Below are 25,912 nucleotides of genomic sequence, written 5' to 3' on the forward strand. Positions count from 1 at the left end.
CGCTGGCCGCGATGTCCGAGCTGCTTGCCGACCTGCTGCCGCTGCCGGAACTGCCCGCCCGCGGGTAGCCTCCGCGATGACGGGCCGCGCGCTCGGGCTGATCGACGGGCTCGGGTTCGACCTGCAGCCCGCCGGCTGGCGGCTCACCCCACACGCCAGCGCCGAGCACCGGCGCGCCCGCGCCCAGTGGCGCCACGACCTCGATGACGCCGAGGAGCTCCTGCAGGACTTCACCGGCGTGCTCAAGGTCGGCGTCGCGGGCCGTGGACGCTCGCCGCGACCGTCGAGCGACCCGCCGGCGACCGGCTGCTGGCCGACCACGGCGCCCGCCGCGAACTGGCCGAGGCGCTCCGGGAGGGCATCGCCGGGCTTGTCGCCGACCTGACCCGCCGGCTCCCGGCCGCCCGCCCGCTCATCCAGATCGACGAGCCCGCGCTGCTCGCCGTCGCCGGGGAGCGGTGCCAACGGCGTCCGGCTTCTCGAAGCACCGCAGGGTCGATCCGCCGGAGCTCGTGGGGCACTGACTCCGTTCGGGCAGGGCGCCTGGCTGCACTGCTGCGCGCCCGGCCGCTGGCTCGACGTGGCCCGCCGCGCAGGGTTCGCCGGCGTCGCCGTCGACTCCCGCCTTGTCGACCCCGACGAGCTGGCCCGGTGGTCCGACGAGGGACGAGAGGTCGCGCTCGGTGTCGTCGACACGGCCTCGGCCACCCCACAGGGGTCGACCGGCTGGTCGACGAGGCGCTGCGGGTGTTGCGGCAGATCCAGGTCGCGCCCTGGCCGGGGCTCGTGCTCGGCACCGCCTGCGGCCTTGCCGGCTGGCGCAGGGACGACGTCGCACCGCAGCTGCGCGCGCTGGAACGGGCCGCCTTCCTGGTCGAGGAGGCCGCGGAGCGCGGCTGAACCGGTGTCCCACCGCCCGGTTGAGCGCCTAGACTTGCCGCCATGCGCGTGTTCTCCGACCTGAACCTCAACGGCAGTGGACCCACCCGGGCTCAGGCCGGCAGGGGCAGCTGGGGACCGTCCGGGGTGCCGACTACGCGGTGGAAGAAGATCCAGCGCATCATCGTGCCCGTCGTCGTGGTGGGCATCGCCGTGGCGCTGTTCTTTCTCGGCCGCATGTTCTACCTGCTGCTCACGGGCGCCTGACCACACCCGGGACGCCGGGCGGCCGATCGGGCCGGGGGCCCTAAGATGGGCGACGCCGCCATCGCGGCGAGAAGCCAACCTAGGAGCACGAAGTGGGTCTCACCGCCGACGACGTGGCTCGCCTGGCAGCACTGGCGCGCATCCAGCTCACCGAGCAGGAGTGCACGGAGCTCGCCCCGAGCTGGACGTCATCTTGGAATCCGTAGCGAGCGTCTCTGAGGTGGCGGGCCGGACGTGCCGCTCGCGACCCACGCGATGCCGATGAGCAACGTGTTCCGCGCAGACGTCGTCACGGCCTCCCTCAGCCAGGAGCAGGCCCTCTCCGGGGCACCCGACGCCGAGGACGGCCGGTTCCGCGTCCCCAGATCCTGAGCGAGGACTGACCCGACATGAGCATCCTCACCCGTTCCGCCGCCGACCTCGGCCGCGCCATGGCCGCCGGCGAGCTCACCTCCGAGCAGCTCACCCGCGCCTGCCTCGAGCAGATCGAGGCCCTCAATCCCACCCTCAACGTGTTCCTCAGCGTCGACGCCGACTCGGCCATCGCACAGGCCCGCGCCATCGACGCCCGCCGCGCCGCGGGCGAGGAGCTCGGCCCGCTGGCCGGCGTCCCGATCGGCATCAAGGACAACTTCTGCACGGTCGACTTCCCGACGACATGCGGCTCGAAGATGCTCGAGGGATGGATCCCGCCCTACGACTCGACCGTCGTGGCCCGGCTCCGTGGGGCGGGGCTGGTCATCGTCGGAAAGACCAACATGGACGAGTTCGCCATGGGCTCGTCGACGGAGACCTCCTACTTCGGCCCGACCCGTAACCCGTGGGACACCGACCGCATCCCCGGCGGCTCCGGCGGCGGCTCCTCCGCGGCCGTCGCGTCGTTCATGGTGCCCATCGCCGTGGGGTCCGACACCGGCGGTTCGATCCGTCAGCCGGGGCCGTGACCGGCACCGTCGGCGTGAAGCCGACCTACGGCGGCGTCTCCCGCTACGGGGTGGTCGCCATGGCCTCGAGCCTCGACCAGCCCGGCCCGGTGACCCGCACCACCGAGGATGCCGCGCTCCTGCAGGAGATCATCGGCGGCTACGACCCGCACGACTCCGCCTCCATCAACCAGCCGGTGCCCGACCTCGTCGCGGCCGCCGCCTCGACCGACCTGACCGGCGTGCGCGTCGGCGTCGTCACCGAGTTCCGCGGCGACGGCTACGAGCCCGGTGTGCTGGAGCGCTTCGACGAGGCGATCGAGGTGCTCCGTGGGGCGGGTGCCGAGATCGTCGAGGTGTCGTGCCCCGCGTTCACCTACGCGCTGCCCGCCTACTACCTGATCCAGCCCGCGGAGCTCAGCTCGAACCTCGCCCGCTTCGACGGCATGCGCTACGGCCTGCGGGTCGGCGACGACGGCACCAACTCCGCCGAGCAGGTGATGAACCTGAGCCGCGAGGACGGCTTCGGTCGCGAGGCGAAGCGCCGCATCATCATCGGCACCTACGCGCTGTCGGCCGGCTACTACGACGCCTACTACGGATCCGCCCAGAAGGTCCGCTCCCTGATCCAGCAGGACTTCGACAGGGCGTTCGGACAGGTTGACGTGCTGGTCTCGCCGACCACACCCACCGTCGCGTTCCGGATCGGTGAACGCACCGCCGACCCATGAGCATGTACCTGGCCGACCTGTGCACCATCCCGAGCAACATGGCGGGCAACGCGTCCGCGTCGTTCCCTGCGGGGCTCAGCGACGCTCTGCCCGTCGGCCTGCAGGTGATGGCGCCCCGATGGAGGACGCGCGCCTCTACCGCATCGGCGGCGTGCTGGAACGGGCCCTGGAGGCGAGGTGGGGCGGGCCACTGCTCGCCCGGATGACACAGATCGACGGATCGAAGGCGGTCACGGCATGAGTGCAACTGTCGACTACGACGTTCTGCTGACGCGCTACGAGCCCGCGCTGGGCCTCGAGGTGCACGTCGAGCTGAACACGAAGACCAAGATGTTCTGCGGCTGCGCCAACGAGTTCGGCGGCGAGCCGAACACCCACGTCTGCCCCGTGTGCCTGGGCCTGCCCGGGTCGCTGCCTGTGATCAACGGCAAGGCGGTCGAGTCCGCCATCCGCATCGGACTGGCGCTGAACTGCTCGATCGCGCAGTGGTGCCGGATGGCCAGGAAGAACTACTTCTACCCGGACATGACGAAGAACTTCCAGACCTCGCAGTACGACGAGCCGATCGCGTTCGACGGCTACGTCGACCTCGACGTCGACGGTGAGACCTACCGCGTCGAGATCGAGCGTGCCCACATGGAGGAGGACGCGGGCAAGGCGACCCACGTCGGTGGCTCGGGCCGCATCGTCGGCGCCGACCATTCGCTGATCGACTACAACCGGGCGGGTGTGCCGCTGATCGAGATCGTCACCAAGCCGCTGCGCGGGGCGGGGAGAAGGCCCCCGAGGTGGCCAAGGCCTACGTCGCGCACCTCCGGGAACTGATGAAGGCACTGGGCGTGTCCGACGTGAAGATGGAGCAGGGCTCGCTCCGCTGTGACGCCAACGTGTCGCTCGCCCCATCGGGTCGGAGACGCTCGGCACCCGCACCGAGACGAAGAACGTCAACTCGCTGCGCTCGGTCGAGCGCGCCATCCGCTACGAGATGACCCGCCAGGCGGCCATCCTCGACGACGGCGGGACGGTGAAGCAGGAGACGCGTCACTTCCACGAGGCCGACGGCACCACGTCGTCGGGTCGTTCGAAGGAGGAGGCGGAGGACTACCGCTACTTCGCCGAGCCCGACCTGATGCCGATCGCCCCGAGCCGTCAGTGGGTCGAGGAGCTGCGGGCCACGCTGCCCGAGCCGCCCGCCGAGCGTCGCGCCCGCCTGCAGGGTGACTGGGGCTTCAGCGACATCGACTTCGCCGCAGTCGTCAACTCCGGTGCGCTGACGCTCGTCGAGGAGACCGTCGCGGCCGGGGCCACCCGGCGGCGGCCCGGAAGTGGTGGGTGACCGAGCTGGCACGCCGCGCCAACGAGGACGGAGTCGAGCTCGAAGGGCTCGCCATCACCCCGACGCAGGTCGCAGGCGTGCAGGCGCTCATCGACTCGGGCACCGTCAACGACAAGCTCGCCCGTCAGGTGATCGACGGCGTGCTCGCGGGTGAGGGTGAGCCGGCCGAGGTCGTGGAGAAGCGTGGCCTGGTGGTCGTCTCAGACGAGGGAGCCCTCGGCGCCGCGGTCGACGAGGTCATCGCGGCCAACCCGGACGTGGCGGACAAGATCCGCGCAGGCAAGGTGCAGGCGGCCGGCGCCCTGATCGGGCAGGTCATGAAGGCGATGCGCGGCCAGGCCGACGCGGGCAAGGTACGCGAACTGGTGCTGGCCAAGCTCACCTGAGCCCGGCCGGGAGGAGGTGACGGGCGCCCACGACGGCATCGCGGTGCCGATCGTGGGCGCCCGCTACCGCTCACTCCATCCCGAGGCGCTCCGCGACGAAGTCGATGTCCTTGTCGCCGCGGCCCGACAGGTTGACCACGATCACGTCGTCGACCGACAACGTCGGAGCCATCGCGATGGCGTGGGCCACCGCGTGGCTCGACTCGATGGCGGGATGATGCCCTCGGTGCGGCACAGCGCCCGGAACGCGTCCATGGTCGCGTCGTCGGAGGCGGTGACGTAGGAGACGCGGCCGAGGTCGCGCAGGTGCGCGTGCTGCGGGCCGACTCCCGGGTAGTCGAGGCCCGAGGCGATCGAGTGCACCGGCCACGGGTCGCCCGCCTCGTCCTGCAGAACGAGGGTCTTCATCCCGTGGATCACGCCGGGGGTGCCGAGCGTCATGGTCGCGGCGTGCTCGCCCGGGGTGTCGAGGGAGCGACCGGCCGGCTCCACACCGTAGATGGCGACCTCGGGGTCCTCGAGGAACGCGCTGAACAGTCCCATCGCGTTGGACCCGCCGCCGACCGCGGCCACCAGCGCGGTGGGCAGCCTGCCCTCCTTCCCGAGGATCTGCGCGCGGGCCTCGCGGCCGACGATCGACTGGAAGTCGCGCACCATGCTCGGGAACGGGTCGGGTCCGACGACCGAGCCGATGGCGTACATCGTCTCGCTGAAGTCCTCGGCCCAGACGCCGAACGCCGAGTCGACGGCCTCCTTCAGGGAGCGACCCCCCATGTCGACCGGGATCACCTTGGCGCCGAGCAGGCGCATGCGCACCACGTTGGGGTGCTGCTTGGCGATGTCGATGGCACCCATGTGGATCTCGCACTCGAGGCCGAGCAGGGCGGCCGCGGTGGCGAGCGCGACACCGTGCTGGCCCGCGCCGGTCTCCGCGATCACCTTCTTCTTGCCCATCCGCTTCGCGAGGAGCACCTCGCCGAGCGTGTGGTTGATCTTGTGGGCGCCCGTGTGGTTCAGGTCCTCGCGCTTGAGGTAGATCTTCGCGCCGCCGAGCTCGGCGGTGAGCCGCCTGGCGAGGAAGAGCGGGGACGGGCGTCCGACGTAGTCGGCCAGGAGCGACTCGTACTCGGCGATGAACTCAGGGTCGTCCTTGGCCTCGGCGTAGGCCGTGGCGACCTCGGCGATGGGTGCCTCGAGGTGCGGGGGAAGGAAACGTCCGCCGTGGGCGCCGAAGAAACCGGCTTCATTGGCTTGGGTCAGCGATGTCATGGGCGGATGTTACCGCCCGCGCCGAACCGGTGGGTGCCCGGCCCATCGGGTGGATGGCCGCGGAGGTCACAGAGTGAGCAGCGAGCGCAGCCACTCGTCGAGCACCGGGGGGTCGGCGATCATCTCGACGTCGGAGTCGCGGCCGGTCAGGTGCAGCAGCAGCTCCGACGGAAGGCCCCGCAGGTGCAGGATCCGCGACCCCGTGCCGATCTGCGTCTCGTCGCCGGTGTCGGAGCGGCCGATCCGCACCTGGACGCCTGCCTTCGCCTGGACCCGGCGGGCCATCACCGTGACCATCGGCCACAGCTTCGCCTGCTCCTTCGGCGTGAGCTTCTGCGAACGGTCGTTGGCGCGCAGCACGTCCTCGTGGTGGATGAACATCTCGGAGGTGTTGACCAGGTCGTCCAGCGGGCGCATGATCCAGCCGGGCCGCCTGATCTCGCGAACGAGGTCCGGGTAGTCCATGGAGTGCAGCGCCTCCTGCTGGATGGCCGCGGTGCGTTCGGCGAACCGCTCGAACCCGATGCCCGGCAGCGCACCCAGCTTGCGCTCCCGGACGTACAGGTGGGCGGCCAGATCCTGCGTGCGCCACCCTCGCACCGTGTGGGGGCGAAGGGGCCGAGCTCATCGAGGAGATCGGCGAGGGCGGCGCGTTGGCGCGAGGCGAAACTCATGGACCAAGCCTAGTGCCGATGCGGTCCCGCCCTAGGCTGTCGGGCGTGGAGACCAGGCTCGGGACCGTGTCCGCCGTGCGTACCGGCAAGGTGGTGACGCAGCCGTGGGGTCCGCGCGGCGTGCCGAGCGCCGCGATCAAGGAGAGAGTCGTCGGCGGTGTCGCGGTGGGGGCCTCGGCCTGGCGGGCGACGAACATGGAGACACCGTCAACCACGGCGGGCCGGACAAGGCACTGCTGGTCTTCGCGCGACACCGCTACGACGACTGGCGCTCGGTCGGGCTCGACCTGCCCGACGGCGGCTTCCTCGAGAACCTCACCCTCGACGTGCCCGGCACCGACGACGACTCCGTGGTGCTGGGGAGACGTGGCGGATCGGCGACGTCGTGGTCCGGGTGACCCAGCCGCGCAGCCCCTGCTACAAGCTCGCGAAAAGGTGGGGGATCGACGACCTCGTGCTGCGGGCCCAGGCCACGGGCTGGGTCGGCTGGTACCTGCGCGTGCTTGAGCCCGGGACCGTCACCGCAGGTGCCGAGGTGGTGCTGCTCGACCGGCCCGGCGGCGCGCCACCATCGGCGAGGTGTTCCGCGTGATGGAGCGCGACCGGGGCGACCTCGACGCTGCCCGTGCCCTGATCGACACCCCGGGGATGCCCGCCCGGTGGGTGGCCAGGCTCGTCCGCCGGCTGGAGGGGCACCCGTCCGACGACACGGCCCGTGTGGAGGGCCCGCCGGACGCCTGAGCGGGCACCTGCCACCAGTTGGCACAATGGGCCCATGCAGGACATCGCGTACAACGCCGACGGGCTCGTGCCCGCCATCGCCCAGGACGAGGAGACCCGGGAGGTGCTCATGCTCGCCTGGATGGACGAGGAGGCGCTGCGCCGCACCCTCGCCACCGGCCGGGCGACCTACTGGTCGAGGTCGCGGCAGGAGTACTGGGTCAAGGGGAGACCTCGGGCACCACCAGAGCGTCGTGTCCGTCGCGCTGGACTGCGACGGCGACACGATCCTCCTGACGGTGCGTCAGACCGGGGCCGCCTGCCACACGGGCAACCGGACCTGCTTCTTCACGGAACTGACCGCGGAGGACGTCGCGTGATCGTCGAGCCCGGCCTCCCGAGTTCGCGGCCCTGGCACGCGACCGCCGGGTGATCAGCGTCTACGCGCGCCTGCTCGCCGACGACCTCACCCCCGTCAGCGTCTACCAGGCGCTGTGCGGCGCCCGCGAGTCGACCTTCCTGTTCGAGTCGGCCGACGCCGGGGTCTGGTCGCGCTGGTCCTTCATCGGCGTGCGGACCGCGGCGACGCTCACCGAGCGCGACGGCCGCGCCGCCTGGCTCGGCCGCGAACTCGTCGGCATCCCGGAGCACGGCGACCCCTGACCGTGCTGGCGGAGACGCTGCAGGAACTGGCGAGCGAACCCGTGCCCGGGCTGCCGCCCTTCCACTCCGGCCTGGTCGGCTACCTGGGCTACGACGTGGTGCGGCGCCTCGAGAAGCTGCCCGACGGCGTGGAGGATGACCTGCACCTTCCCGAGCTCACGATGATGCTGGCCAGCGAGTTGGCCGTCTTCGACCATCACCGCGGGGAGCTGTGGCTGATCGCGAACGCCATCAACTTCGACGGAACGGACGAGGGCGTGGAGCGGGCCTACTTCAACGCGGTTGCCGCCGTCGAGGCCATGGCCCAGCAGTTGAGGCAGCCCCGCGTCTCGCTGGCCTGCCAGGAGGGCGAGCCCACCACCCGGTCATCGCAAGGCAGCGGACCGCCGAGGAGTACATGGCGCTGGTCGAGGCCGCGAAGGAGGAGATCCGGGCGGGTGAGGCCTTCCAGATCGTGGTCTCGCAGCGCTTCGACATCCGCACCGACGCCGACGCGCTCGAGGTGTACCGCGCTCTGCGGCTCACGAACCCCAGCCCTACCTCTACCTGTTGAGGATGCCGGGCTTCGCCATCATCGGCTCCAGCCCTGAGGCGCTCGTCACGATCTCGGACGGCGTCGCCACCACCAGGCCCATCGCCGGCTCGCGGCCCAGGGGAGCGACGCCGGAGGAGGACCGCCGCCTCGCCGAGGAGCTGGTGGCCGACCCCAAGGAGCAGGCGGAGCACCTGATGCTCGTCGACCTCGGCCGCAACGATCTCGGCCGCATCTCGACGCCCGGCACCGTCACCGTCCACGAGTACGCGAAGGTGCACCGCTACTCCCACATCATGCATCTGGAGGCCGAGGTCTCCGGCCGCATCGCCGCAGGCAGGAACGCCCTCGACGCCGTGCTGTCCTGCTTCCCTGCGGGCACCCTCTCCGGAGCGCCCAAGGTGCGTGCGATGGAGATCATCGACGACCTCGAGGCAACCCGGCGCGCCCTGTACGGCGGTGTCGTCGGCTACTTCGACCTCGCGGGCAACGCTGACGTCGCCATCGCCATCCGCACCGCGGTGCTGAAGGACGGCGTCGCCCACGTGCAGGCCGGTGCCGGCATCGTCGCCGACTCCGACCCGGCCACCGAGGACCAGGAATGCCAGCACAAGGCGCGCGCCGTCGTCACGGCCATCGCACGGGCCGAAGCGATGGCGCGGGCGTGACCGGGCGCTGGCCGGTGACGCTGCTGGCCGTGGCCGGCGCGCTCATCGCGGGGGTGGCGGCGCAGACCGCCGGTTCGTCGCTCGCCTCGCTGGCCTGGGCGCTCGCCGCCGGGGTCGGGCTCTCGCTGATGCTCCGCGGCTTCGGGCTGCGGATCGTCGGGATCCTGCTGGCCGGGCTCGCGGTAGCGGGCATCGGCTGGGCCGCGCAGTCGGGGCAGTGGACCCCGCTCGTCGGCTTCGTGGCCACCCTGATCGCCTCCCTCGGCTTCGTGGTCTGGGGGCCCGCCTGGCGGCATCGCAGGAGTACAGGGCGTGAGGCCCCGGCCGACCTGTGGAAGGCCATGGACGAGGGGTACGACCCGACGGGTGAACAAGGCTCGCCCGACGCCGCCGATTGAGGGTAGGCTCGGCAACCACACGATCCCTCCCGGAAGGCTGGACTCATGGCGCAGACCCCGAAGTACTACCACCACGGCAGAAGCCCTGCCGCGTGGGCGGGCTCCGTCACCGCCGCGGTCGGCTTCGTCCTCGCGGCGATCGGATCCGCGGTCGGCCCCACCTGGGCGTTGGTCATCGCGGGCGGGGCGATCGTCGTGCTCGGGGCGCTCGTCACCATGGTCATGAAGGCCATGGGCTACGGCCAGCCGTGAGCGTCCTCGACGCCATCATCGACGGAGTACGACTCGACCTTGAGGCCCGCAGGGCGACCCGCAGCCTCGAATCCCTGATCGGGGACCTCGACGCCGTCGCGCCCGCGCTCGACCCGATGCCCAGGTTCCGGGCCCCGGAGCTGGCCGTCATTTCGGAGGTCAAGCGGAGGTCGCCTTCCAAGGGTCACCTCGCCGACATCGTCGACCCCGCCGCGCTCGCGTCCGAGTACGCCGAGGGCGGTGCGGCCGCCATCTCGGTCCTGACCGAGCAGCGCCGCTTCAACGGCACGCTGGGCGACCTCGACGCCGTCCGCGCGAGGGTCGACGTGCCCGTGCTGCGCAAGGACTTCATGGTCGACGAGTACCAGTTCTACGAGGCCCGCGCCCACGGGGCCGACCTCGTGCTGCTGATCGTGGCCGCCCTCGACGACGCCGACCTCACGCGCTTCCTGGCCCTGACGGCCGACCTCGGCATGACGGCGCTGGTCGAGACCCACACCGCCGAGGAGGTCGACCGGGCCCTCGCCGTCGGAGCGGGCCTGATCGGTGTCAACAACCGCAACCTGTTGAACCTCGACGTCGACCTCGGCACCTTCGGAACCCTCGCCGAACGCATCGGCGACGCGGCGGTCAAGGTCGCGGAGTCCGGAATCCTCGGCACCGGCGACGTCGCACGCGTGGCGGCCGAGGGCGCGGACGTCATCCTGGTGGGCGAGGCGCTCGTCAGGCACGGAGATCCACGCGCCGCCATCGGAGACTTCATGGCGGCCGCAGAAGGGGCCACGGCATGAGCCAGCCAGATTCCACCGGACACTTCGGACGCTACGGGGGCCGCTTCGTCCCCGAGGCGCTGCAGGCGGCGCTCGACGAGCTGACCGTCGCCTTCGACGAGGCGATGTCCGACCCGTCGTACCACGCGGAGCTGGAGAGGCTGCAACACGACTACGCCGGCCGACCCACCCCCATCACCGAGGCGCTGAACTTCTCGAGCCAGTGCGGTAACGCCCGCATCCTGCTCAAGCGTGAGGACCTCAACCACACCGGCGCCCACAAGATCAACAACGTGCTCGGCCAGGCTCTGCTGACCAGGCGGATGGGCAAGACCCGCGTCATCGCCGAGACGGGGCGGGCCAGCATGGCGTCGCCACCGCCACCGCCGCCGCGCTGCTCGGGCTCGAGTGCCGCGTCTACATGGGTGAGGTCGACACGCGGCGCCAGGCGCTCAACGTCGCCCGCATGCAGCTGCTGGGGGCCGAGGTGTACGCCGTGGCCGCCGGGTCGCGCACCCTCAAGGACGCGATGAACGAGGCGATGCGCGACTGGGTCACCACCGTCGACTCGACGCACTACCTGATCGGCACCGTCGGGGGCCGCACCCCTTCCCCTACCTCGTGCGCGAGCTGCAGCGGATCATCTCCACCGAGGCCAGACAGCAGATGCTGGACGCCTACGGGGCCCTTCCCGACTACGTCGCGGCCTGCGTCGGCGGCGGCTCCAACGCCATCGGCATGTTCGCCGACTTCATCCCCGACGCCGACGTGCGGCTCTACGGCTTCGAGGCGGCGGGTGACGGCGTCGAGACGGGGCGCCACGCGGCCACCATCACCGCAGGCACCCGGGCGTGCTGCACGGCGCCCGCACCTACGTGCTCCAGGACGAGGACGGCCAGACCATCGAGTCGCATTCGATCTCGGCAGGCCTCGACTACCCGGGTGTCGGCCCCGAGCACGCCTGGCTCGCAGACACGGGCCGCGCCGTCTACGAACCGGTCACCGACGCCGAGGCGATGGACGCGTTCAAGGCGCTGACCCGGACCGAGGGCATCATCCCGGCCATCGAGTCGGCCCACGCGGTCGCGGGCGCCCGACGCCTCGGGCTGCGGATCGCCGAGACCGACCCGGACGCGCGTCCCACCATCCTCGTGTGCCTGTCCGGTCGCGGAGACAAGGACGTGGCCACCGCCTTCGAGTACTTCGGGCTCGCGGGCGAACCGGACAAGACAGTCGGAGGACTGGAATGAGCACCTTCACCGATCCGGCCCGGCTCGGCATCTCCGGACGCGTCGTGGCCGACCGCCTCGGCTCGGGCCGACCGGCGCTCGTCGGGTACCTCCCCGTCGGCTACCCGTCGGTAGCGGGGTCGATCGAGGCGGTCCGCGCGATCACCGAGGGCAGCGAGGGCCGGGGCGTCGATCTCGTAGAGATCGGCATCCCGTACTCCGATCCGCTGATGGACGGGCTCGTCATCCAGCACGCCACGACCCGTGCCCGCGAGCGGGGCGTCCGCACCCGCGACGCCTTCACCGCCGTCGAGGCGGTGGCCGCCACGTCGGCCACCCCGATGGTGATGACCTACTGGAACCTCATCGAGGCCTACGGCCCCGACGCGTTCGCCCGCGACCTCGCGGCGGCGGGCGGTGCCGGCGTCATCACACCCGACCTCCCCCGGACGACTGCCCCGAGTGGTTCGCGGCCACCGACGCCCATGGCCTCGACCGCGTCTTCCTGATCGCGCCGTCGTCGACCGATGCCCGCATCGCCATGACCATGGAGTCGTGCCGGGGCTGGGTCTACGCCTCCAGCGTGATGGGCGTGACCGGCACGCGGGCCGCCACCTCCGACGCGGCCCCCGTGATCGTGGACCGCGCCAGGAGCATCGATTCCACCCTGCCGATCGGCATCGGGCTCGGGGTCAGCAACGCCGACCAGGCCGCCGAGATCGGGGCCTTCGCCGACCTTGTCATCGTCGGCTCGGCGCTGCTGAAGTGCCTCGACTCCGACGGGGTGGATCTGCAGGGCGATCTCGCGCGGCTCCGCACCCTCGCCGGCGACCTGGCCGCCGGCGTCGAGCGCTCCCACCGCTAGCCACCCACCCCGGAGTGGGGCGCGCCGGTCACGTCCCACGTGACCGGCGCGTTCTCGTAGTGTGCCGACACGCGGGGCGCGGATGGACGAGTCCCCGCGCCCGCTGGGGCGCCATGTTTCGGCGGCGTAACAATTATGCGAAGAGAAATCGCTGCGCCCTGAACATGGTCGGTCGTACCGATCCGCGGCCTTACTGTTTTCCCGCTGGCGACGCCATGCCCGCCGATCAGAGGAGGTCATTTTCATGACTCACAGCGTCTTTCCGCACCGCGAGAAGGTGGGGTTGTACGACCCCGCATACGAGCACGACGCCTGCGGTGTCGCGTTCGTCGCGCACCTCGACGGCAGGGCCCGCCACGAGATCGTGGCCCGGGCCTCGAGGCGCTGCGCAACCTCGACCACCGCGGCGCCACCGGAGCCGACGAGGCCGCGGGTGACGGGGCGGGCATCCTGATCCAGATCCCCGACGCCTTCCTCCGTGCCGTCGCGGGCGTGCGGCTCCCCGATGCGGGCGAGTACGCCGCCGGCATGGCGTTCCTGCCCACCGACGAGGCGGAGCGGGCGCGCGTCAAGGCACACATCGAGGCGCTCGCAGACGAACTCGAGCTCGACGTGCTCGCCTGGCGCGACGTCCCGGTGGAGACCGCGACGCTCTCACCCATCTCGCTCGGCGCCATGCCGCACTTCGAACACCTGATCGTCGCGGGCCGGGCCGGGCAGCAGGGGATCGAGCTCGACCGTTCCACCTTCGTGCTGCGGCGCCGCGCCCAGCACGAGGTCGGCGTCTACTTCGCGTCGCTCTCGTCGCGCACGATCGTCTACAAGGGCATGCTGACCACCTCCCAGCTCGAGGAGGTCTTCCCCGAGCTGCACGACGAGCGGGTCGCCTCGGCCCTTGCGCTGGTCCACTCGCGCTTCTCCACCAACACGTTCCCGGCCTGGGAGCTCGCCCACCCCTACCGGATGATCGCCCACAACGGCGAGATCAACACGGTGCGCGGCAACCGCAACTGGATGCGGGCGAGGGAGGCGCTGCTCACCTCGGAGAGCTTCCCCGGCTCGCTCGAGCGGCTGTTTCCGATCTGCAGCCCTGACGGCTCCGACTCCGCCTCGTTCGACGAGGTCCTCGAGCTGCTCCACCTCGGCGGCCGCTCGCTCCCGCACGCCGTGCTGATGATGATCCCGGAGGCGTGGGAGGGACACGCCGAGATGGAACCCGAGCGCCGCGCGTTCTACGAGTTCCACTCCATGATCATGGAGCCGTGGGACGGCCCCGCCTGCATGACCTTCACCGACGGATCCATCATCGGTGCCTGCCTCGACCGCAACGGGCTCCGCCCGGCCGCTACTGGGAGACGCGCGACGGCCTCGTCGTGTTCGCCTCCGAGGCGGGGGTGCTGCCGATCCCCACCGCGGACATCGTCTCGAAGGGCAGGCTCCAGCCCGGCCGCATGCTGCTGCTCGACCTCGAGCAGCACCGCATCCTGTCAGACGACGACGTGAAGGGGCGTTGGCCGCCGAGCAGCCGTACGGGAAGTGGGTCGCCGAGCACAAGATCGAGCTGGACGCGCTGCCGGGCCGCGCGCACATCGTCCACTCGCACAGCTCCGTCACCCGCAGGCAGCAGACCTTCGGCTACACGCACGAGGAGCTGCGCCTGATCATCGCCCCGATGGCAAACGACGGCGTCGAGGCGATCGGCTCGATGGGCACCGACACACCGGTTGCGATCCTGTCGGAGCGACCCCGGCTCATCTTCGACTACTTCAAGCAACTCTTCGCCCAGGTGACCAACCCGCCGCTCGACGCCATCCGCGAGCAGCTCGTAACCAGCCTCACCGCCAAGATCGGCCCGGAGCGGAACCTGCTGGCGCCCAGCCCGAGGCCGCCCGCATGATCACCATGTCCGGCCCGATCCTCGACTCCGAGCAGCTGGCCAAGATCGTGCGGTTGAAGGACGGCAACCTGCCCGGCTTCTCCACCCACGTCGTGAAGGGCCTCTACAAGGTCGCCGGGGCGGCCGGGCGCTCGGCTCCAGGATCGCCGAGCTGTGCGAGGAGGTGTCGGCGGCCATCCGTGGCGGCGCCCGCGCCATCGTGCTGTCCGACCGGCACTCGACAGCCGAGCTGGCCCCCATCCCGTCGCTGTTGCTGACCGCGGCCATCCACCACCACCTGGTGCGGGAGAAGACCCGCACGCAGGTCGGTCTGGTGGTCGAGGCCGGAGACGTGCGCGAGGTGCACCACGTCGCGCTGCTGCTCGGTTACGGGGCCGCCGCCGTCAACCCCTACCTGGTGTTCGAGTCGGCCGAGGACCTGGCGCGCCGCGAGATGTACGTCGACGTGGCCCCGGAGAAGGCCATCGCCAACGTCGCGAAGGCCTTCAACAAGGGTGTCCTGAAGGTGATGAGCAAGATGGGTGTCTCCACCGTCGCCTCCTACACCGGTGCCCAGATCTTCGAGTGCATCGGGCTCTGCGCCGATGTCGTCGACACCTACTTCACCGGCACCTCCAGCAGGCTGGGAGGCCTCACCCTCGACCAGTTGGCCGAGGAGATCCGGGCCCGGCATCTGAACGCGTACCCGTCCAACGGCATCCCCCTGGCGCACCGCGACCTTCTGGGAGGCGGCGAGTACCAGTGGCGCCGCGAGGGCGAGCAGCACCTGTTCGACCCCGAGACCGTCTTCCGTCTGCAGCACTCGACCCAGACCGGCGACTACGCCGCGTTCAAGAAGTACAGCGCGCTGGTCAACGACAACTCGCGCCGCATCATGACGCTGCGCTCGCTCATGCGGTTCGCGGGCGACCGGCAGCCGATCGACCTCGACGAGGTCGAGCCGGCCACCGAGATCGTGAAGCGGTTCTCCACCGGGCGATGAGCTACGGCTCGATCTCCATGGAGGCCCACCAGACGCTCGCCGTCGCGATGAACCGGATCGGCGGCAAGTCCAACACCGGCGAGGGGGTGAGGACGCGGAGCGCCTGCACGACCCGGCGCGCCGCTCCGCCATCAAGCAGGTCGCCTCGGGCCGCTTCGGCGTCACCTCGGAGTACCTCACCTACGCCGATGACATCCAGATCAAGATGGCCCAGGGGCCAAGCCGGGTGAGGGCGGCCAACTGCCCGGCCCCAAGGTCTACCCGTGGGTTGCGCGGACCCGCCACTCGACCCCCGGCGTCGGCCTCATCTCACCACCGCCGCACCACGACATCTACTCGATCGAGGACCTCAAGCAGCTGATCCATGACCTGAAGTGTGCCAACCCGTCGGCCAGGGTCCACGTCAAGCTCGTCTCCGAGATCGGCGTCGGCACCGTCGCGGCCGGCGTCAGCAAGGCGAAGGCCGACGTCGTGCTGATCTCCGGCCACGACGGGGCACCGGGGCCGCCCCGCTCACGTCGCTCAAGCACGCCGGGGCCCCGTGGGAGCTCGGCCTCGCCGAGACGCAGCAGACGCTGCTGCTCAACGGGCTGCGCGACCGCATCGTCGTCCAGTGCGACGGCCAGCTCAAGACCGGCCGCGACGTCGTCATCGCGGCGCTGCTCGGCGCGGAGGAGTTCGGCTTCGCCACCGCCCCGCTCGTGGTGTCGGGCTGCATCATGATGCGCGTCTGCCACAAGGACACCTGCCCGGTCGGCGTCGCCACCCAGAACCCGGAGCTGCGCGGGAAGTTCCACGGCGACCCCGACCACGTCGTCAACTTCTTCATGTTCATCGCCGAGGAGGTCCGCGAGCTCCTCGCCGGGCTCGGGTTCCGCACCCTGGAGGAGGCCGTCGGCCACGTCGAGGCGCTCGACGTGAGCGACGCCGTCGGACACTGGAAGACCCAGGGCCTCGACCTCGCCCCGGTCCTCACCCGGATCGACGTGCCCGAGGGCACCCGGCGGCACCGCACCACCACCCAGGACCACGGGCTCGGCGACAAGCTCGACGTCGACCTGATCCGGCTCGCCGAGCCGGCCATCGCCCGCGGCGAGCGGGTGCGCGCGACGGTGGACGTCCGCAACGTCGACCGCACCGTCGGGACCATGCTCGGTCACCAGGTCACCAGGGCGACCGAGGGCCGCGGGCTCGAACCGGGCACCATCGAGTTCACCCTCAACGGCACGGCAGGCCAGAGCTTCGGCGCCTTCCTGCCGAGGGGCATCACACTGAGACTGATCGGCGACTCGAACGACTACACCGGCAAGGGCCTCTCCGGCGGCCGCATCGTCGTGACGCCCCGGCGGAGGCCGGGTTCGATCCCGCCACCCAGATCGTGGCGGGCAACGTCATCGGCTACGGCGCCACCTCCGGGCAGCTCTTCCTCCGCGGCGTCGTCGGCGAACGCTTCTGCGTGCGCAACTCGGGCGCGACGGCGGTCGTGGAGGGCGTGGGCGACCATGGCGCCGAGTACATGACCGGTGGCGAGGTCCTCGTCCTCGGCCCGACCGGGCGCAACTTCGCGGCGGGCATGTCCGGGGGAGTCGCCTGGCTGCTCGATCTGAACCCCCTGCGGCTCAACACCGACCTGGCCGATCCCGTCGCCATGGCGCCGGGGACATCTCCCGTGTCCGGGAATTGCTCACCGAGCACCGCGACGAGACGGGCTCACTGATCGCCGACACCCTCCTGGCGTTCGGCGACGGCGAACTCGCTGAGCGGTTCACGAAGGTGCTGCCCCGCGATTTCGCCCGCGTGATGGCAGTCAAGGAGATGTCCGTCGCCGACGGGCTCGATGACACCGAAACCACCAAGCTGATGATGGAGGCCGCTCATGGCTGATCCGTTGGGATTCATGACCACCCCGCGCGAGGTGGCGGAGCGCCGTCCCATCGAGGAGCGGGTCCGTGACTGGAAGGAGGTGTACCCCGGCACCCCCGGGCGTGCCCTGCTCCCGATCATCTCCAAGCAGGCGGGCCGCTGCATGGACTGCGGCATCCCCTTCTGCAACAACGGCTGCCCGTTGGGCAACCTGATCCCGGAGTGGAACGACCTGGTCTGGCGGGGGAGTGGCAGCCCGCGCTGGAGCGCCTGCACGCCACCAACAACTTCCCGGAGTTCACGGGCCGACTCTGCCCGGCCCCCTGCGAGACGGCCTGTGTGGTCGGCATCAACCGCGACGCCGTCACCATCAAGAACGTCGAGGTCGCCATCATCGACAAGGCCTGGGACGACTCCCGCGTCACCCCGCAGCAGCCCGCCTGGCACACGGCCAAGACCGTCGCGGTCGTCGGATCGGGCCCCGCGGGGCTCGCCGTCGCCCAGCAGCTGACCCGGGCCGGCCACACCGTGGTCGTCTATGAGCGCGCCGACGCCATCGGCGGGCTCCTGCGCTACGGCATCCCCGAGTTCAAGATGGAGAAGTCGGTCGTCAACCGGCGCCTGAAGCAGATGGTGCTCGAGGGCACCCAGTTCAAGACCGGCGTGAACATCGGTGTGGACATCATGGGCACGGATCTGCTGGAGCAGTACGAGGCCGTCGTGCTCGCCATCGGCGCGACGCTGTCGCGCGATCTGCCCGTGCCCGGCCGCGACCTCGGCGGCATCCACCAGGCGATGGAGTTCCTGCCGCAGGCCAACCGGGCCGCCCTCGGACAGCCGGTCGACAACCAGATCACGGCCGAGGGCAGGGACGTGGTCATCATCGGTGGCGGCGACACCGGCGCGGACTGCCTCGGCACGTCGATCCGGCAGGGGCCCGCTCGATCACGCAGCTCGAGATCATGCCGATGCCGCCCGAGGCGCGGCCCGGCAACCAGCCGTGGCCGACGTATCCGATGACCTTCAAGGTCACCTCGGCGCACGAGGAGGGCGGCGACCGCGTCTACGCGGTGTCGACCACCCGGTTCGTGGGCGATGAGGCGGGCGACGTGGCGGGGCTCGACATCGTGGAGGTGCGCTTCGAGGCCGGTCGCTTCGTGGCGGTCGAGGGCACCGAGCGGCATCTTCCCGCCCAGCTCGTGCTGCTGGCGATGGGCTTTTCCGGCCCGCAACAGTCGGGGCTGGTGGAGGAACTCGGCCTGGAGCTCGACCCACGCGGCAACATCGTGCGCGACGACGACTACGCGACCAACGTGCCGGGGTCTTCGCCTGCGGCGACGCGGGACGCGGCCAGTCGCTCATCGTGTGGGCGATCGCGGAGGGTCGCAGCTGCGCCAACGGTGTCGACGCCTTCCTGAGCGGCTCGTCGAAGCTGCCGCGCCCCATCGGTCCCGAGGTGCGCCAGCTCCTCGTGTGACCCCGGACGCGGCGGCATCGCCCGGGGTGATGCCGCCGCGTCCGTCCATCAACTACGCTGGGCACGTCGAAGGAGGACACGTGCGGGTAGTCATCGCGAGCGATCACGCGGCCATCGGGTTCCGGAAGGAGCTGGCCGAGGCGGTCCGCGGCCTCGGCCACGATGTGACCGACCTCGGGACCGACGATCCGGACCGCGCCGACTACCCCTACTGGGGCAGCTGGCCGCGGAGGGGTCGCCGCCGGCGACTACGACCGCGGGATCATCATCTGCGGCTCGGGGATCGGAATCTCGATCGCGGCCAACAAGACCCACGGCATCCGCTGCGTGGTGTGCTCCGAACCGTACTCGGCGGTGCTGTCCCGCAACCACAACGACACCAACATGCTGGCGCTCGGCGCCCGGGTGATCGGCGTCGAGCTCGGCAAGATGATCGCCTCCATGTGGCTCGAGGCCGAGTTCGAGGGCGGCCGTCATCAGCGCCGCGTCAACCAGCTCGGTGCGATCGACGACGGCCTCCGGGTCGAGGATCAGGTCGATCCGGGTCGGTGACCCCTGACGACGGCCAGGTGCCGCCGGTGGAGCCCGCGGACCCGGTCGGTCAGCGCCGGATCGGGGCCCGCCACCTCGGCCGCCGGAACGACCACCCGCACCGGTAGCGTCGCCACGGGGGAGCGGGAACGCCCCAGGCCCGAGCCAGCCCGAGAGCTGCTCCGACGACGCGGCGTAGACGATGCGTCCCAGGCCCACCCAGCCGTGCGCGGCCGCGCACATCGGGCAGTGCTCACCAGAGGTGTAGACCACCGACGCGGCGCGCTGCTGCGGCGTCAGGTGCCCCGCGGCCCAGCGGGCGATCTCGAACTCGGGGTGGCGGGTGTGGTCTCCGCCCTTGACGCGGTTCCGGTCGCGGAACACCACCTCGCCGTCCGCCGACACGAGCACCGACCCGAACGGCTCGTCCCCGTCGTCGAGCGCCTCCTCGGCCAGGTCGACCGCCAACGTCAGGAACCGGTGGTCCACGGATGTGATCTCCATCGCCCCAGGCTAGCCGGGACGCCCGGAAACGGGTTCGGTAACGGTTCGGTAACTTCTGGCGGATCGGGTTGGTCCGAGTAAGTACATATGCTTTACTAACAAACATGAACCCGGTGAACACGACCACGAGGAACGGCCTCCAGGCCGCTCAGCCGGGCGTGCTCGGGCTGGCCAAGGTGCTCCCGAGGACGCCCGCAGGTACAACCGCTCGCTCGTGCTCACCGTGCTCTTCCGGGAGGCTCCCATGAGCCGCGCCGACCTGGCCCGCGCCACCGGGCTGACCCGTGTCACCATCTCGGCGCTGGTGGCCGACCTGCTGGAGGACCGCTACGTGGTGGAGACGGGGCTGAGGGACGATGTGCGCCCCGGCAAGCCCGCCACCCTGATCGACCTCGACTGCGACAGTTGGTGCATCGTCACGATGGACCTGTCCGGCAACGACGTCCTGACGGGGCCCACCTCACCATCCGGGTGACGTGATCCACGCCGAGTCGCGCCCCGCCCCACCGGGGCTCCGAGATCCTGGACGCGGTGCTCGCGATGGTCGACGACCTGGTCCGCACCGCCCCCAGCCCGATCATCGGGATCGGGGTGGGCAGTCCGGGCATCGTCGACGCCGACGGCACCGTGCTGAGCGCCCCGAACTTCGGGTGGGAGCGCGTCGAACTGGCACGGCTGCTCGGCGAACGCGTCGACGTGCCCGTCATCGTCACCAACGACGCCAACGCGGCAGTGCTCGGCGAGTACATCTTCGCGGGCGCGGCGCAGGACGTCCTCCTGATCCGCGTCGGTCGGGGCGTCGGCTCCGGGCTGCTCACCGGCGGGCGCCTGCTGACGGGCGCACACCTGGCCGGAGGTGAGCTCGGCCACGTCACCATCGGCACCGACGGCGGCCCGCGCTGCGCCTGCGGCAAGGTCGGCTGCCTCGAGGCGTGGCTCGCCGCCGGCGCCCTCTCGGCCCGCCTGGCCGCGGGGGACTCCGGGCGCTCCGCGAGGCGGGGGAGCGGCTCGGCATCGCGCTCGCACCCGTCCTCGGTGTCCTCGACATCTCCGAGATCCTCCTCTCCGGCCCCCGGAACTGCTCGACGGCGAGCTCCGTGATGCCACCCTCGAAACCCTGCGCTCCAGGACCCTGACCGACTTCCACGATGCGGTCGAGATCCGGATGGCGGGGCAAGGCGACGACATCGTGCTGCGCGGTGCCGCCGTCCCCGTCCTCACCTCCCAGCTAGGGTCTTCTGACCCACCCCGCCCGCATCCGCGGCACCCAACCAACAGGAAACAAGGACGCGCGAAGCGTCCAGACCGAACGGAGAACGACAATGAAGTTCAAGCTCTCGGCAGTGGCCCTCGTCGGCGCCGCTGCGATGGCGCTGACCGCCTGCGGAGGCACCACGACCCCGAGGCGACAGGCTCACCCGCAGGCAGCCCCGACGCGACGTCCTCGGCCTCCGCCCCGGCGCCCGCGGCCGCTGAGATCCGCGTCTGGCTGGTCGGCACCGACACCCCCGCCCTGCGCGCGAGTACCTGACGAAGACCTTCGCCGAGCAGAACCCGGCAGCAAGATCGTGATCGAGGAGCAGCAGTGGACCGGGCTGGTCGACAAGCTGACCACCTCGCTCTCCTCCAACGACAGCCCCGACATCGTCGAGATGGGTAACACGCAGGCCGCCGCCTTCACGTCGGTCGGTGCCCTCGCCGACCTCACCGGCATCAGGGACGCCATCGGCGGCGACGACCTGCTCCCGGCTTCGTCGAGGCAGGCTCCTACGACGGCAAGCTCTACGCCGCCCCGTACTACTCGGGCGCCCGCCTCGTGTTCTACAACACCTCGCAGTACGAGGCCGCAGGCGTGAGCGTCCCCACCACGCTCGACCAGTACGTGTCCAACTCGGTCACCCTCACCGAGAAGCTCCCCGGAGTCTCCGGCGTCTGGTTCCCGGGCAAGGACTGGTACAACGCCCTCCCGTTCATCTGGGAGAACGGCGGCGAGATCGCCGTCGAGAAGGACGGCAAGTGGGACGCCCAGTTCTCCAGTGCCGAGTCGCAGGCCGGCATCAAGCAGGTCCAGGAGATCATGACCAAGGGCTCCACCGCCCCCAAGGACGGCGACGAGCGTGACGCCTGGGTGCCGCTGCGCACCGAGAAGGCCGCCAGCCTGTCGGCCCCGAGCTGGGCGTACTGGTCGATCATCGCCGACGAGGACCAGAAGGAGACCGCGCTCACGAACACGCTCGGCTACTTCAACCTCCCCGGCAAGGACGGCGGCGTCGCCTCCGTGTTCGCCGGCGGCTCCAACATCGGGATCTCGGCCAAGTCGGCCAACCCCGAGCTCGCCGAGAAGGCGCTCGAGATCATCATGAGCGAGGAGTACCAGACGATCCTGGCCGAGGGTGGCCTCGTCCCGGCCCGCACCTCGCTCAGCGGCAAGGTCGCGGCGGCCACGCCCGAGCTGGCCAAGCTGATCGCCGACGCCGCCGTCAACGCGCGACTCACCCCGCCCAGCGCCAACTGGGCCGAGGTCGAGGCGCAGGGCCTCCTGCAGGACTTCTTCGTCCAGGTCGCCAACGGTGGTGACACCGCGGCGCTGGCCGCTGATCTCGACACCAAGATCGAGGCGATCCTGAACGCCTGATCCGTTCGCAGCCACACCAGGATGGGGTCCGGGGACACAATTCCCGGGCCCGTCCCATCCCGACAAGAAAGCCCGAGAGAAAGGGAGAGACCAATGCTGGCTCCCCGCGGCACCTCCGCACCGAGCCCCGTGGCAGAGCGGGAGCGCAGACGCCCGTTCACACCCCTGGCCCTGCTCACCCCCGCCTTCGTGATGTTGGCCGTCTTCATCGGCTGGCCGGTCGTGCAGATGGTGATCATGAGCTTCCAGGAGTACGGCCGCGCGCAGATATTCGGCAAGCCCGCCGAGTTCATCGGCGCCGCCAACTACGTCTCGGTCCTCACCGACCCCAGCTTCTGGGCGGTGCTCGGGCGCAGCGTCGTGTTCGCGGCGGTGTGCGTGGCCCTCACCATGCTCCTCGGTGTGGTCATCGCCGTGCTGATGACCAGGCTGGGGGCCGTCATGCGCACGGTCGTGTCCGTCGGACTGCTGCTCGCCTGGTCCATGCCCGCCCTGACGGCCACCATCGTGTGGGGCTGGATCTTCGACACGTCCTACGGCCTGGTCAACCACCTGCTCACCCGGCTCACCGGCGACGACTGGATGGGCTACAGCTGGCTCATCAACCCCCTCCAGTTCTTCACCGTGGCGGGCATCATCATCGTCTGGGGCGCGGTGCCGTTCGTCGCGCTCAGCCTCTACGCGGCGCTCACGCAGGTGCCCGGCGAGGTCCTCGAGGCGGCCTCCCTCGACGGCGCGGGCGGGCTGAAGCGTTTCTGGTTCATCACCGTGCCCTACATCCGCTCGATCCTGGTGGTCCTCCTGATCCTGCAGATCATCTGGGACCTGCGCGTCTTCGCGCAGATCTACGCGCTGCAGACCATCGGCGGCGTGCGTGAGACCACCAACACCATCGGCGTCTACATCTACAACGAGTCCATGGCCTCCGGGAAGCTCGGCACGGGCGGCGCCATCTCGGTGATCCTCGTCGCCATCATGCTCGCCATCTCCGCCTACTACATCCGGATCACCCTGAAGCAGGAGGATGACCAGTGAACACCAGGAAGCTCCTTACCCGCGGCGCGCTGAATGTCGCCGCGCTCATCGTCTTCGCCTGCTCGGCGTTCCCCGTCTACTGGATGGTCAACACCTCGCTGCTGCCCGGCTCCGCGATCAAGGGCGACACGGTGCACCTGTGGCCCGACCAGTTCACGCTGCGCAACTACGCGAGCGCCTGGGATGGTGGCTTCCTGCCCGCGCTGAAGGTTTCGCTCTCGGCCACCCTGATCACGCTCGTGGTGGCCCTGCTGTTCGCCTTCATGGCGGCGCTCGCCCTCTCCCGCTTCAAGTTCCGCTCCCGCAAGTCGATCATCGTCCTGGTCCTCGTGATCCAGATGATCCCGGCCGAGGCACTGATCATCTCGACGTTCCGCGTGCTCGACGGTTGGCACGCCCTCAACACGGTCCTCGGCCTCGCGGGCGTCTACATCGCCATGGTGCTGCCGTTCACCATCTGGACGCTGCGCGGCTTCGTCAACGGCGTTCCCGCCGACCTGGAGGAGGCCGCCATGATCGACGGCTGCAGCCGTTCGGGCGCCTTCTGGCGGATCACCTTCCCGCTGCTGGCCCCCGGCCTCGTCGCCACCGGGGTGTTCGCCTTCATCCAGGCATGGAACGAGTTCGTGTTCGCGCTGGTCATCATGACCCGACCCGAGAGCCAGACCCTCCCGATCTGGCTGCGCACCTTCGTGCAGGCCACGAAGGCCACCGACTGGGCGGTCGTGATGGCGGGCTCCACCCTGATGGCGATCCCCGTCGTCATCTTCTTCCTCATCGTCCAGGGCCGCATGACCTCATCCATGGTCTCCGGCGCAGTGAAGGGCTGACCGGCATGTCAGGGCTGCATCTCATCCCCGCTCCCGCCCACCTCGAGCGCACCGCCGGGCCTACCCGTTGGACGGTGCCCGGGTGACCGGGCCGCTCGCGCAGCTGCTCGTCGATGAGCTCGGCGCCGACTGCGGGGTCGCCGTCGGCGCAGCCACGGAGGCAGGCATCCAGCTCGCCATCGACGGTGGGGCGATCCGGAGTCGTACCGGCTCACGGTGACCTCCGCCGCGGTCCGCCTGACGGCCGCCGACCGTGCGGGCCTGCGCTACGGCATCTTCACGATCGGTCAACTGGCAGAGCGCACCGCGGGCGGTACCGTGCTGCCTGCGGTCGTGATCGAGGACCGGCCCCGGTTCAGGTACCGCGGGCTGATGGTCGACACCGTGCGGCACTTCTTCGACGTCGACACCATCAAGGCGGTCATCGACCGCGCTGTGCGGCTCAAGCTCAACGCGCTCCACCTCCACCTGACCGATGACCAGGGCTGGCGCATCGAGACGCCGTCTCGTCCCGAGCTCACCGAGCGCGCGTCCGGGACGGCCGCGTTCGGAGGCGGGGCGGCTTCTACTCCGTGGCCGACTACGCCGGGATCGTCTCCTACGCGGCCGCCAACGACATGGTGGTGGTTCCGGAGATCGACCTGCCCGGGCACACCCACGCCGTCTCCCTGGCCTACCCCGACCTGGTCGAGGCCCCGGTCCTCCTCGACAGCGTCACCGAGACCATCGCGACCTTCGGCGGCGGGTACCCGTCACGGGTGAGCCCTACCAGGGCATCGCCGTAGGCTTCTCATCGGTGCGGATCGACCACGAACCCACCTACGAGTTCCTCGGCGACGTGCTCGGTGACCTCGCCGCCGCCACGCCCGGCCCTGGCTGCACGTCGGGGTGACGAGTGCCTCGGCACCGATCCGGCCGACTTCTCCCGGTTCATGTCGCGCGTCACCGGCATGGTCGCCGCGCTCGGGAAGACCCCGGTCGTGTGGCACGAGGCCGGCGCGGCCGAGGCCCTTGCACCGGGCACCGTCGGCCAGTTCTGGGGCTGCGATCCAACGACGCCGCCGTGGCCGCAAAGGCCCGTGCCTTCCCGGCTGGCGGGGCTCGCTGATCCTCTCACCCGCGGACTGCGTCTACCTCGACATGAAGTACGACCCGGACACCCCCTACGGCCTGGTGTGGGCCGACGGCCCCACGAGCGTCGAACGCTCCTACGACTGGGAGCCCTCGGAACTGATCGACGGGGTCGACGAGGCCGACATCCTCGGGGTCGAGGCGGCCGTCTGGACCGAGACCCTGACCAACCTCGCCGAGCTCGACCACATGTTCTACCCGCGGCTCGCCTCGGCCGCCGAGATCGCCTGGTCACCCGGGCGTGGGACCCGTCCGGAACGCACCTGGGAGTCGTTCGCCTCCCGCGTCGCGGGCCTCGGCCCGCTGTGGGAGAGCCAGGGGATCGCGCTCCGCCGCGATCCGGGGGCCGACCTGGCAGGCGCCTGAGCCGAGGCCATCCGTCCCTGCCCGCCGCCCGGGCAGGGACGCCACGACCAGCCAGTCGATCGGTCCGGTTCCGGCGCGCCGGGTAAGGTGGGACGGCGT

The 25,912-nt window shown here is 70.6% G+C and carries 20 protein-coding genes and 14 pseudogenes; 30 read left to right on the top strand and 4 right to left on the bottom strand.

The window, feature by feature from the left end; translation table 11 throughout:
• Positions 1–76: 76 nt before the first annotated feature.
• From G7085_RS21265 to gatB, 6 genes and pseudogenes are all read left to right on the top strand, one after another.
• The gene (locus G7085_RS21265) at positions 77–385 is read left to right on the top strand and encodes a hypothetical protein (protein WP_197512436.1); all 309 of its coding nucleotides are present in this window, start codon (positions 77–79) and stop codon (positions 383–385) included.
• Between the two features lie 266 nt (positions 386–651).
• Positions 652–900 carry a hypothetical protein gene (locus G7085_RS21270; RefSeq protein ID WP_197512437.1) on the top strand — a complete coding sequence of 83 codons (249 nt, stop codon included), beginning with the start codon at positions 652–654 and terminating at the stop codon, positions 898–900.
• A gap of 42 nt (positions 901–942) precedes the next feature.
• On the top strand, positions 943–1,146 hold the full coding sequence (locus G7085_RS21275) for a hypothetical protein (RefSeq protein ID WP_197512438.1): 204 nt from the start codon (positions 943–945) through the stop codon (positions 1,144–1,146).
• Between the two features lie 92 nt (positions 1,147–1,238).
• Positions 1,239–1,518, top strand: a pseudogene (gatC, locus tag G7085_RS36520) (Asp-tRNA(Asn)/Glu-tRNA(Gln) amidotransferase subunit GatC).
• A 17-nt stretch (positions 1,519–1,535) separates the two neighbouring features.
• Positions 1,536–3,041 (top strand): annotated as a pseudogene (gene gatA / locus G7085_RS21285) (Asp-tRNA(Asn)/Glu-tRNA(Gln) amidotransferase subunit GatA).
• Positions 3,038–4,522, top strand: a pseudogene (gene gatB / locus G7085_RS21290) (Asp-tRNA(Asn)/Glu-tRNA(Gln) amidotransferase subunit GatB). Before gatA ends, gatB begins: the two co-directional pseudogenes overlap by 4 nt.
• A gap of 70 nt (positions 4,523–4,592) precedes the next feature.
• Here gatB and trpB (G7085_RS21295) read toward each other — a convergent pair.
• Both trpB (G7085_RS21295) and G7085_RS21300 read right to left on the bottom strand, forming a co-directional pair.
• Positions 4,593–5,791: pseudogene (gene trpB, locus G7085_RS21295) on the bottom strand (tryptophan synthase subunit beta).
• Between the two features lie 66 nt (positions 5,792–5,857).
• The gene (locus tag G7085_RS21300; RefSeq protein ID WP_197512439.1) at positions 5,858–6,391 is read right to left on the bottom strand and encodes a maleylpyruvate isomerase family mycothiol-dependent enzyme; all 534 of its coding nucleotides are present in this window, start codon (positions 6,389–6,391) and stop codon (positions 5,858–5,860) included.
• A gap of 178 nt (positions 6,392–6,569) precedes the next feature.
• On the opposite strand from G7085_RS21300, the pseudogene G7085_RS28425 reads away from it, so the two are divergent.
• The 14 genes and pseudogenes from G7085_RS28425 to G7085_RS31460 all read left to right on the top strand — a co-directional run bounded on the left by G7085_RS28425 (position 6,570) and on the right by G7085_RS31460 (position 19,333).
• Positions 6,570–7,057, top strand: a pseudogene (locus G7085_RS28425) (MOSC domain-containing protein).
• On the top strand, positions 7,045–7,206 hold the full coding sequence (locus tag G7085_RS21315) for a hypothetical protein (RefSeq protein WP_197512444.1): 162 nt from the start codon (positions 7,045–7,047) through the stop codon (positions 7,204–7,206). Before G7085_RS28425 ends, G7085_RS21315 begins: the two are co-directional and overlap by 13 nt.
• 34 nt (positions 7,207–7,240) lie before the next feature.
• Positions 7,241–7,565 (top strand): annotated as a pseudogene (hisI, locus tag G7085_RS21320) (phosphoribosyl-AMP cyclohydrolase).
• Between the two features lie 49 nt (positions 7,566–7,614).
• Positions 7,615–7,848 (top strand): hypothetical protein, encoded by a 234-nt coding sequence (locus G7085_RS33495; protein WP_331715866.1) that lies wholly within the window; start codon positions 7,615–7,617, stop codon positions 7,846–7,848.
• 2 nt (positions 7,849–7,850) lie between these two features.
• On the top strand, positions 7,851–8,438 hold the full coding sequence (locus tag G7085_RS36525; protein WP_456300407.1) for a hypothetical protein: 588 nt from the start codon (positions 7,851–7,853) through the stop codon (positions 8,436–8,438).
• Positions 8,404–9,048, top strand: a complete 645-nt coding sequence (locus G7085_RS28435) for an anthranilate synthase component I family protein (protein WP_456300408.1) — start codon at positions 8,404–8,406, stop codon at positions 9,046–9,048. Before G7085_RS36525 ends, G7085_RS28435 begins: the two co-directional genes overlap by 35 nt.
• Positions 9,045–9,446 carry a hypothetical protein gene (locus G7085_RS21330; RefSeq protein ID WP_197512446.1) on the top strand — a complete coding sequence of 134 codons (402 nt, stop codon included), beginning with the start codon at positions 9,045–9,047 and terminating at the stop codon, positions 9,444–9,446. The genes G7085_RS28435 and G7085_RS21330 overlap by 4 nt, the downstream gene beginning before the upstream one ends.
• Before the next feature lie 45 nt (positions 9,447–9,491).
• Entirely contained in the window at positions 9,492–9,698 is a 207-nt protein-coding gene (locus G7085_RS21335) for an HGxxPAAW family protein (RefSeq protein WP_197512448.1), read from the top strand.
• Positions 9,695–10,489, top strand: coding sequence for an indole-3-glycerol phosphate synthase TrpC (gene trpC, locus G7085_RS21340; protein ID WP_197512450.1), 795 nt, complete (start codon positions 9,695–9,697; stop codon positions 10,487–10,489). Before G7085_RS21335 ends, trpC begins: the two co-directional genes overlap by 4 nt.
• A pseudogene (trpB, locus tag G7085_RS21345) lies at positions 10,486–11,718 on the top strand (tryptophan synthase subunit beta). The gene trpC and the pseudogene trpB (G7085_RS21345) overlap by 4 nt, the downstream one beginning before the upstream one ends.
• A pseudogene (gene trpA / locus G7085_RS28440) lies at positions 11,715–12,562 on the top strand (tryptophan synthase subunit alpha). Before trpB (G7085_RS21345) ends, trpA begins: the two co-directional pseudogenes overlap by 4 nt.
• Before the next feature lie 244 nt (positions 12,563–12,806).
• Positions 12,807–17,325: pseudogene (gene gltB / locus G7085_RS21360) on the top strand (glutamate synthase large subunit).
• Positions 17,318–18,781: pseudogene (locus tag G7085_RS21365) on the top strand (glutamate synthase subunit beta). The pseudogenes gltB and G7085_RS21365 overlap by 8 nt, the downstream one beginning before the upstream one ends.
• Positions 18,782–19,075: 294 nt before the next feature.
• Positions 19,076–19,333, top strand: coding sequence for an RpiB/LacA/LacB family sugar-phosphate isomerase (locus G7085_RS31460; RefSeq protein WP_331716043.1), 258 nt, complete (start codon positions 19,076–19,078; stop codon positions 19,331–19,333).
• A 231-nt stretch (positions 19,334–19,564) separates the two neighbouring features.
• On the opposite strand, the pseudogene G7085_RS35910 reads toward G7085_RS31460, so the two are convergent.
• Positions 19,565–19,816, bottom strand: a pseudogene (locus G7085_RS35910) (nucleoside deaminase); the annotation flags it as partial.
• Positions 19,817–19,929: 113 nt separating this feature from the next.
• On the opposite strand from G7085_RS35910, the gene G7085_RS31465 reads away from it, so the two are divergent.
• The 9 genes and pseudogenes from G7085_RS31465 (at position 19,930) to G7085_RS21415 (ending at position 25,101) form a co-directional block, all read left to right on the top strand.
• Positions 19,930–20,064 carry a hypothetical protein gene (locus G7085_RS31465; protein WP_269451943.1) on the top strand — a complete coding sequence of 45 codons (135 nt, stop codon included), beginning with the start codon at positions 19,930–19,932 and terminating at the stop codon, positions 20,062–20,064.
• Positions 20,061–20,291 (top strand): helix-turn-helix domain-containing protein, encoded by a 231-nt coding sequence (locus tag G7085_RS21380; RefSeq protein WP_197512454.1) that lies wholly within the window; start codon positions 20,061–20,063, stop codon positions 20,289–20,291. Before G7085_RS31465 ends, G7085_RS21380 begins: the two co-directional genes overlap by 4 nt.
• Positions 20,292–20,329: 38 nt before the next feature.
• Positions 20,330–20,917: pseudogene (locus tag G7085_RS21385) on the top strand (ROK family protein); the annotation flags it as partial.
• Positions 20,918–21,183: 266 nt separating this feature from the next.
• A complete protein-coding gene (locus tag G7085_RS31470; protein ID WP_269452251.1) occupies positions 21,184–21,672 on the top strand; it encodes an extracellular solute-binding protein in 489 nt (162 codons plus the stop codon).
• A pseudogene (locus G7085_RS21395) lies at positions 21,621–22,451 on the top strand (extracellular solute-binding protein); the annotation flags it as partial. The gene G7085_RS31470 and the pseudogene G7085_RS21395, both read left to right, overlap by 52 nt.
• Positions 22,452–22,544: 93 nt before the next feature.
• Positions 22,545–23,486 (top strand): carbohydrate ABC transporter permease, encoded by a 942-nt coding sequence (locus G7085_RS21400; RefSeq protein ID WP_197512460.1) that lies wholly within the window; start codon positions 22,545–22,547, stop codon positions 23,484–23,486.
• On the top strand, positions 23,483–24,316 hold the full coding sequence (locus G7085_RS21405) for a carbohydrate ABC transporter permease (RefSeq protein ID WP_331715867.1): 834 nt from the start codon (positions 23,483–23,485) through the stop codon (positions 24,314–24,316). Before G7085_RS21400 ends, G7085_RS21405 begins: the two co-directional genes overlap by 4 nt.
• A gap of 82 nt (positions 24,317–24,398) precedes the next feature.
• A complete protein-coding gene (locus G7085_RS21410) occupies positions 24,399–24,536 on the top strand; it encodes a hypothetical protein (RefSeq protein ID WP_197512462.1) in 138 nt (45 codons plus the stop codon).
• Positions 24,533–25,101, top strand: a pseudogene (locus G7085_RS21415) (family 20 glycosylhydrolase). Before G7085_RS21410 ends, G7085_RS21415 begins: the two are co-directional and overlap by 4 nt.
• 5 nt (positions 25,102–25,106) lie before the next feature.
• Here the strand turns inward: G7085_RS21415 and G7085_RS21420 are convergent.
• On the bottom strand, positions 25,107–25,340 hold the full coding sequence (locus G7085_RS21420; protein WP_231979782.1) for a hypothetical protein: 234 nt from the start codon (positions 25,338–25,340) through the stop codon (positions 25,107–25,109).
• Here G7085_RS21420 and G7085_RS21425 point away from each other — a divergent pair.
• Positions 25,328–25,813, top strand: a complete 486-nt coding sequence (locus G7085_RS21425; protein WP_269451944.1) for a family 20 glycosylhydrolase — start codon at positions 25,328–25,330, stop codon at positions 25,811–25,813. The genes G7085_RS21420 and G7085_RS21425 overlap by 13 nt on opposite strands.
• Positions 25,814–25,912 lie beyond the last annotated feature (99 nt).

Origin of the sequence: Tessaracoccus coleopterorum (genome assembly GCF_011174705.1) — a bacterium.
Taxonomy (GTDB): Bacteria; Actinomycetota; Actinomycetes; order Propionibacteriales; family Propionibacteriaceae; genus Arachnia; species Arachnia coleopterorum.